Origin of the sequence: Streptomyces sp. NPDC020801, from assembly GCF_044334385.1 — a bacterium.
Lineage (GTDB): Bacteria > Actinomycetota > Actinomycetes > Streptomycetales > Streptomycetaceae > Streptomyces.
In genome coordinates, this window is sequence record NZ_JBIRST010000010.1 from 307350 (window position 1) to 315848 (window position 8499).

Annotated in this window: 5 protein-coding genes and 1 pseudogene; 2 read left to right on the top strand and 4 right to left on the bottom strand. The window is 64.4% G+C overall.

What is annotated here, in order from left to right:
- Window positions 1–551: 551 nt before the first annotated feature.
- A complete protein-coding gene (locus ACH4UM_RS22660; protein ID WP_398182126.1) occupies window positions 552–998 on the top strand; it encodes a transposase in 447 nt (148 codons plus the stop codon).
- 12 nt (window positions 999–1010) lie between these two features.
- On the opposite strand, the gene ACH4UM_RS22665 is transcribed toward ACH4UM_RS22660, so the two are convergent.
- A complete protein-coding gene (locus ACH4UM_RS22665) occupies window positions 1011–2516 on the bottom strand; it encodes an ISL3 family transposase (protein WP_398182129.1) in 1506 nt (501 codons plus the stop codon).
- A gap of 173 nt (window positions 2517–2689) precedes the next feature.
- Window positions 2690–3691, bottom strand: a complete 1002-nt coding sequence (locus tag ACH4UM_RS22670) for a DUF3626 domain-containing protein (RefSeq protein WP_398182067.1) — start codon at window positions 3689–3691, stop codon at window positions 2690–2692.
- A gap of 159 nt (window positions 3692–3850) precedes the next feature.
- On the opposite strand from ACH4UM_RS22670, the pseudogene ACH4UM_RS22675 reads away from it, so the two are divergent.
- Window positions 3851–4445 (top strand): annotated as a pseudogene (locus ACH4UM_RS22675) (transposase); the annotation flags it as partial.
- A gap of 49 nt (window positions 4446–4494) precedes the next feature.
- On the opposite strand, the gene ACH4UM_RS22680 reads toward ACH4UM_RS22675, so the two are convergent.
- Together ACH4UM_RS22680 and ACH4UM_RS22685 are read right to left on the bottom strand one after the other, a co-directional pair.
- Window positions 4495–5133, bottom strand: a complete 639-nt coding sequence (locus ACH4UM_RS22680) for an RICIN domain-containing protein (RefSeq protein WP_398182070.1) — start codon at window positions 5131–5133, stop codon at window positions 4495–4497.
- An 878-nt stretch (window positions 5134–6011) separates the two neighbouring features.
- Window positions 6012–8499: ricin-type beta-trefoil lectin domain protein (locus ACH4UM_RS22685; protein ID WP_398182073.1), on the bottom strand; the 2488-nt coding region annotated here is incomplete at its 5' end.

Genomic DNA, 8499 nt, shown 5'->3' on the forward strand with positions numbered 1-8499 from the left:
GTGGGTCCACCACTACTATCGGGATGCGCGCGGACGGCTGCGCCGGCGGGACGGCCACGCCCTGCCGCCGGCTCACCTGCGGCTCGACTCGCCGTACGACAACCGCTGGCGCACTACTGCGTCAAGCGGGACACCACCTGGAGTGGCTACCGTGCCCATCAGACCGAGTCCTGCGACGAAGAACGCCCCGGGCTGGTGGTCCACGTGGCCACGACGTACTCGACCGTGCAGGACCTTGAGATGACTGCGATCATCCATGACGACCTCGCCAAGAAGGAGTTGTGGTGCGAGCACGTCGTGGACAGCGGTGACGTCACCCCGGCGCACGTCGAGCGGGCCGCTCGGGTGCACGGCATCGCCCTGCTCGACCCGGTCGTACCTGCCAACAGCCGCCAGGCCAAGGCGGGTTCGGGTCTTGCCAAGTCGGCCTTCCCCGTCGACTGGGACCGCCGCCGGCCACCTGCCCACAGGGCGCGGTCAGCCGGGAGTGGAGACCGTAGCGGATCAGCAGACATGACCACATCCAGGTCGAGTTCGCCGAGGCCGACTGCCTGGCCTGCCCGGTCCGCCCGGTCCGCCCGGTCCGCCCGGTCCGCCCCGTCCGCCCGGTCCGCCCGGTCCGCCCGGTCCGCCCGCAGTGCACCACCTCCGCCACCCGGCCAAGAGCCCCAGCCCTGCTGCCCACCCGCGAACTCCACGAGATCCAGATGCGCAACCGGCTCGACCAGGCCACCGAAGAGTCGCAACGCCGCTACGCGATCCGGGCCGGCATCGAGGCCACCCTCTTGCAGAACGTCTGCGCCCACGGCCTGCGCCGCTCCCGCTACCACGGCCTGGCGAAAACCCACTTCCAACGCGTACTCACCGCGCTGGCCCGCAACGTCCCCCGCATCGCCGACTGGATCAACATCCCATCCACGGCCCGCCGCCGATCAGGCCACTTCCGTGCTTCTGCGGGGTGTGTCAATTTACGGGCCCTGTCTCACATTCGGTGGTGACGGAGCGTGTCGCTATCCGAGGAGGATGCGGTGCCGAAGCAGGGTGAAGCCTGCTCGGCCGTGCATCTGACGTGCGATCCGTTTGGTCTTGGTGTTGACGCCCTCGGTGGGGCCGTTGCTGTACGGAAGCGTGAGCCCAGCGATCACGGCGTCGACGTCCCGGTCCAGGCCCCGGGTGAAGGCTTGTAGATGGGGCAGGTCGGTTGCTCGGACTTGGGTGATCCAGCGCGTGAGTGCCTCGGCGTTGTCGGCGTGCGGCGTGAGGAGCGGGGCGAAGTCCCTGATATCGGAGGTCAGTTGGGTCATCTCGGGGCAGGCGGTGGTGAGCTTGGCCAGGAGCTCGTGTTGCTCGGCCTTGAGGTTGTCGGGCCTGGTCAGCAGCATCCGGGCGAGCTTGCGCGGGGAGATATGGCTGCGGTCGGCGTCCGCGCGGCCCTGGTTGATGTACTTGTGCAGGAGGTTCAGGCAGCCCGTGAAGCCGAGGGCTTTGATCTCTTCGAAGAGGTGCTTGACGGGGACGCCGGGATCATCGGCTCGGCGTTTACGCAGGTGCTCGCGGTACGGGTCGACGAGGCCGGCGCGGTACTTGGGGACGCGGAGCATGCGCTCAGGCCGATCGGCTCGCGCGTAGCGTTTGACGGTGTTCAGGGCCAGCTGGAGACGGCGGGCGCACTCGAGCAGGCCGACGCCCTGGTCGAGCAGCCTGTGGACCTGGTGCCAGCGTTCCAGGGTGGTCTGGGCGCGGGGCCCGTCGTAAATGGGCGCGTCCAGCACGGTGGCCCAACAGGCGCTGTGCGCCTTGACCTCGCTCAGAGCGGCTTCGCACAAGTTGTGCCACACATGCCACCGGTCCGCGACCTGCACCGCGTCGGGCAGAGCGCGCCGGATGGCCTCGGCGTAGGTCGCCGAGCCGTCACGGCACACGATCTCGATCCCCGGATGCTCGCGCAGCCACGCCTCCAGGGTGCCGGCCGTGCGGTCGGGCAGCACGTCGATCCGCTCATGAGTCTCGGCGTCGATGATCACGGTGGCGTAGCGGTGCCGCCGGCGCAGTGCGAAGTCGTCGACGCCGATCACACGCGGCACCCGGCCGGTGGGCAAAGGGATCCGCAGCAGGGCGCGCAGGGCCGTGTGTCGCGACAGGCTCACCGCCAATATCGCCAGCAGACGTGCCCCGGCCCGGCCCGCTAACTCCTTGACCACGGCTTTGACTTGCCTGGTCAGGCGGGTCGTACGCCGCTGGTACCGGTCCAGGACGCCGGGCACCTGTTCGCGGAAGGTGTGGCGGCAGTCGCGCGTGGGACACACCAGACGCCGCACTCGCACACGGACCACCACTCGTCGTTCATCGACCGGCACGTCCGCGACTGTCCGCCAGTGATAGCCGTGCACGCGTTCCGACGGGGCCTCGCACACCGGGCAGACCGCAGTGTCCCGCGGAGTCTGTGCCAGCACCACGATCCGCTCACCTTCGTCGACCACATCCTCGACGACCAGCGGGGAAAGACCCGAAAACACCGTCTGCACAAGCTCGTTGACATCCTTCACGCGAATGCCAACGACGCTCACGACTCTCCGTCACCACCGAATGTGAGACAGGGCCGTTGATTGGACACTCCCCATACGGTCGTACGCAGCAGGTTCTTGACCTCGTCCGGCGCGGCGTGGCCGGTGTTTCGCCGAGGTTGCAGTCAATTGCATCCCCGCAACGGGTGGTACGAGCGTATTTTGAAATCAAGCCCATGCGTCCGCCGATATGTTTCATGGGCTTCGATGATCTCCCTGTATTCCGGCACAGTTGCATCGATCACGACTTCGGCCACATCAGAGAGTGTCACAGCCCCCGCTACCTGCACTTCAATGAATTGGTCGTCGACGTAGTCGGTCAAATTACGATGTACGTTTTGCGCCGACAGATCCATCTTGTCTTTGCCGCCCCCGGTCGCTTGTGCGAAGCAGATTCTGAACAGGACGGTATTGAGAGTCGAAGAAAGTGCCAATACGGAGTCTATATCCCCTGTGGGGACGTTCGGATGACCGCCATATATAAGGGAATCGCCGGAGCACATTGTCGACCGTCCCTTCACCTCTTCTTTGAGCACCCAGTAACTGTGCCCGTAAGCGCCACTGGGAACCCCACCGTTCGGAGAGTGCGCAATGTTGAGGGCCGCGTACCTGGGCATCTCGCTTGGGTTTCGGTCACTCCTTTCATTGCTCAGCGCCGACTGGAATCCTATTCTTCCCTCGAATTTCCGCCTAGCCTTGGCGTATATGCCCTCGTCTTCCATCCTGCCGGGAGACTCCCAGTATGAGCGATAGCTCTCGATGAGCAAGGGATTGCCCGCCCCTAGCTTCATGTTGATGGTCACTGGTGCTTGGGCAATATATTCCCTGATCGCCTCCGCGTCGGACGAGTCATAATTCGTGCGATATATCCTGTTGATACGCTCCAGGTAATTCTCAAGGGGGGCCAGTTCTCCCACCTCGCCCGGGTTGTGAACTTTTTCACGCGCCAGACCGAGCATCCACAGTTGATTGGGGGTAAGCTCCGGATGGGACCATTGCAGGAGGCTCTGCCTTTGCCAAGCGTCTTTCCTCACCTCCTCTTCCGGGATGAGCCGACGCCCCTGTATCGGCCGGGACACTACCGGCCGTTCAGGCTTCCGCCTCCGATGCTTCATGTGAGAGAACATATGCCTAAAGCTCCTTGGTCGTTCGCGGCAGGTTGGGAGCGTGGCTGAACAGAACGAGCCCCAACGTCCTCCTCGTTGACCGAGCACCCGGCCCTGCCGGGGCCGTGGGCCGGCTGCTCGGTCTGCCCACCATCGGCGTGGTTCCGCGGCCGTGCCACGGCGTACCGGCGCACCAACGTCACACTGCGCCAACTCGCCCCGCTGTTCGGGGTGCCGAAGTCCGTGGCCGACCGCATCATCGACCACCTCGGCCCGGCGCTGGCGCTGCAGCAGCGTGAGCGGTTCCGCCGGGACACCGTGCCGGTCGTGGACGGCACCCTGGTGCCCACCCGCGACCACACCGTTGCCGAGCAGGCGAAGAACTGCCGGTACTCCACCAGCCACCAGGCCGTCATCGACGCCGGCACCCGGCTCGTCGCCGTCGGCCGGCCGCTGCCCGGAAACCGCAACGGCTGCAAGGCACGGGAGTTGGCCGGCGCAGAAGAGGCCGTCGGCAGGACCACGGTCATCGCGGACGGCGGCTACCGGGGCACCGGCCTGGTCATCCCGCACCCAGGCGAGAAAGACCAGGCCGACCTCCCGGCTGGAAGGAGGAACACAACGCCTCTCACCGGAAGGTCCCTGCCCGCGTCGAGCGCACCGTCGCCCGTATGAAGACCTGGAAGATCCTGCGCGACTGCCGCGTCAAGGGCGACGGCGTCCGTCACGCCATGTTTGGCGTCGCCGCCCGCACAACCTTGCCCTCGCCAGGTGACGGACCAACCAGCAGGCCAGGGCACGCCGTAGATCATTTACGGACAGCCCTAGCCCCTGAACTCGTAGTCATCGGCGAGATTCTGCAGAGCCGAAGAGTTGGATGCATTCCCATCCCCGGCGTCCCGGATATTCCAGGTATCTGCCCGGTCGCATCGCGTGATGGTGGCGTAGTTGTGTTCTTCGGCGGTCGCGGTGACACATCCCGCTCCGTCGTCAAGGACGATCCGGAAATTACCCGTTTGCCCATCCTTCGCAAGATGGAAGGACTGAGGTTTGTCGAAGAACCAAAAGCCTTTGGAGTCGGGGGTGCTGCAGTCCGCCTCGGCAAGTGCACCATCAACCACGGAGACACATTTACCGCTGTCCTTGACGACCATCTGGAAACGGCCATGACTCTCAACCTTGAACCAGAACTTCTGGTTGTCTCGGTCGTTCGGCGACCAGAGATCGACTGAACCATACGCCGGACCGCCGTCTGAGCCCCGACTGGCATCCAGAACGCTCCCGCTGAAAAAATTGGACCCATTCTTGATGATCAGGCACTGCAGCGGCTTGGTGCAGTCTGCACCACTGTCGGCCTGTGCTTCACCAGTACCGAATGGTGAAATGAGAAGGCCGACGCAGGTCGCGAAGGCCATCGCGATTGCCGGACGCAGGCGGCGGCGTGTGTATCGAGACGAGTTCACGCTTCATACCCTCTTTCTCTTGGTCTGGTTTACTTTCTCGTCCGACTCGTTGAATTCGCGTCAAGGTGTTGGACACGGCCTATTCCCTGTCTCCTCCGTGAACACACAATGAGCAGGTAATTGGACACGCGTCTTCCTTGTCCAGACGTACGATGACCGAGCTCACACCTACGAAAATTCAACTCGTCTTTGTGGGAGGTGCGAGGTAACCATATAGCCCCTAAGGCCGGACCACGACCAAGTGGTGACACCCCAAAGGCTGACCGGCGCACCAAGCAAAGTCCATGAGAAAGCCGATCCTGCGGTCCTCACCTGCGACATCACGGGAAATCCCCTCTCCGGGCGCCGCGAACCGTGTGCTTTGCGGCACAGCGCAAACAGGTACCGGGGTACGTACTCATACGCATCCGCGCACCGCTCGCCGGGGTCACACCCTGGCGGTGCAGCCGACATCCGCGTCCGACGGTTTCCTGCGGTGCATGACTCTGCGCCCGGCCCGCGTGGGAGAAGCAACCTTGGTGTGGGCCTCTTCGGCGGACATCCTGGATCAGGAGTTGAGGCCCAGGAAGGATAAGGAGAGCAGGCGAAGAGGAAGCCTCGTCGTCGCCACTGCCAAGCGCCGAGAGCCGCACTTCTCTCACCTAGACCACGATCACCATCCGGCTGTGCGTCTCCCGGCGGATGCCGGAGCCCTTGCAGCCGCCGAAGGCGGCGTGGGCCGGGTAGGCGTGGGAGATGGTCGGGCCGGTCTCCACGGCCCGAGGCGATCGATGGTCGAGGGATTGGTGGGGGCGGTTCAGACCCACCGAACAAGCGAACAACGGAGTCGGCCTGCGCGCTCGCCTCGCGCACAGGCCGACTCGGTTTGCGGAACCTTTCTAGAACCCGATCGTGCGCGTGACCCCGGTGGTTCCGATGTTGCCGGTGAGGGTGATCGGCTGCGATGCGGGCGTGGCTGTCACCTGCTGGTAGGTCATCCCACCTATCGGCGCGGAGACCTGCTCGACGACGTATGTATGGCCACTGGTGGCCGTGATGTTGATCTGGGAACTCGTCGTCGATGCGACGACGACGTTTGTCGTGTTGCTCCCATCGACGACCTGTACGGCACTGCCCGGCCACGGGTTGCGCACCGTGATCGTGTAGGTGCCATCAGTGCCCGGGTTGACGCCGGGCCCCGCGGTGATCCCGACCGGCCCGATCGAGCCGTGATGGATCTGCACCGACACCCGGGTACCGCCCTGGACTGCGACGGTGCCGTCGGCGTCCCACGTCGCCGGCACGCTCGGCGCGATCCGCAGCTCACCGTCGTAGTCCTGCGCCAGCGCCTCATTCAGTGCCGTCGTCACGACGCCCTGCTGTTCACCGTAGAACTCGTCAGGCGCCGCGGGCGCACTCGCCGTCGCGCCGAAGTACCCGAAGCCGTTCGCGTACACCTGGTTGTTGACGACTGCCTGCTTGAGGGTCGACGCGAACTGATCGCTGAGTCCGAGCCGCGCCGCTTGGATCGCGTCAACGTTCCAGTCGTAGCCGCCGCCGCCGCCGACGGAGAACGGGCGACTCAGAAACGTCGTCTTCCCCAGAGCGGTCAACGACGTGTCATCGCCGATCAATCCGTACGGCCACACGGGCTCTAGCCCAACGTTCTGGAAGTTGTCCGTCCCAGCACTGACGTCAGCCGACATCGCGATGACGTTGCTCCAGATCTGGTTGTCACTGACCGGACTTGCGCATGCGTACACACCGACGGCCGTGCCATCGGTCATGAAGCCGCCGGTCACGTCCAGACACATGCCTGCCGCGTTCGTGATCTGCCCATTGGTCTGGGGAGTCCACTGCTGCGTGGTCGCCGTGCTACAGGGGTTGATGACGACGCTGCTGCCTGAGGTGTCCAGACACATCACATAGCTCTGGCCCTGGTAGACGGTGTACTGCTTGGTGGTGGAGTTCCACGCCCAGGTCTGGTTGGCCGCGCCGCGCGAGCATCCCCAGATCTCGACGGGGTTCCCCGTGTTGTGCGTGCCGTTGGTGACGTCGAGACACTTGCCCGAGCGAGCACCGACCAACTCCGACGGATACGTCAGCGGGAAGTCACGGAGCTTGCCGATCGCGTTTGTCAGTTCGGTCCGGAGACCAGTGTCGACGTTGAGCTTCTGCGCTGCCGACTTGACCGCGGGGAACAGTGCCTTCATCGCGGCGATGTCCGTCGTCGGGTCGTGCACATCCCACTGCGTCTCGTGCGCGTTCGACGGGTAGGTGTGCAACTTGCCGTCAGCGCCCGTACTCGCGTAATCGAGCAAGAACTCGGCTGCGTACTTCATCAACGGGTAGTAGGTGCTCAAGAACGTGGTGTCACCCGTGTCGAGGTACTGGTTCCAGACCTCCAGACCCACCTCAGCGCCGGTTGTGAGGGTCCGCGCGTTGTAGAACGCACCGCTCTTGTCGGTGTTGACGCAGTCATCCGCCACAGAGGACCAGGTTTCGTTCTCGTAGCCGGCGCCGTTGAAGCGCATGGTCTCGGGAACGCAGATGTCGGGGTTGCGCCAGATCTGACCACTGTCCGCTGTATTCGAACACGACTGCACGCTGACGGCCGAGCCCTCGGTGGTGGCGCCGCCGGTGTCCAGACACTTGCCTGCCGCGTTCGTGATCTGCCCGTTGGCCTGGGGAGTCCACTGCTGCGTGGTCGCCGTGCTACAGGGGTTGATGACGACGCTGCTGCCTGAGGTGTCCAGACACATCACATAGCTCTGGCCCTGGTAGACGGTATACTGCTTGGTGGTGGAGTTCCACGCCCAGGTCTGGTTGGCCGCGCCGCGCGAGCATCCCCAGATCTCGACGGGGTTCCCCGTGTTGTGCGTGCCGTTGGTGACGTCGAGGCAGTCATCGGAACCGTCGCCGATCAACAGCCCCGGGATGTGCATGTTCACCGTCGTCCAGGTCTGCATGTTCTTGAGGTTGCTCAGGTACAAGTTGAAGAACGGGTTGTTCAGCTGGGACTCGCCGGACGACTGGTTGGCTGCCGTCTGCATCCGAAGATTCCAGTGCCAGAAGGCGCTCGGGTCCCAGTTGCGGAAGTCACCAGCGGACGAGAACAGATCGGCCACACCCGCCTGCGAGCCCGGGTACGAGCTGCTGCTCGACGAATTCGCGACGTACAGATCGAGCGTGCGCAGTACCTGCATGTACTGGCCGGTACCGTCGTCGGAGGCGGTCTTCATGAGCGCGGCCGAGTTCCAGAAGTCGTGCCAGTCAGTGAGATGCGTGCTCTGGAGCGTCGCCAACGTTGCGGTGGCATCCGAGCCGAGCGTGGTCTGTGCGTAGCTGGTCGCAGATCCCCCCGATTGGGTTCCGTTCCATGCCGGG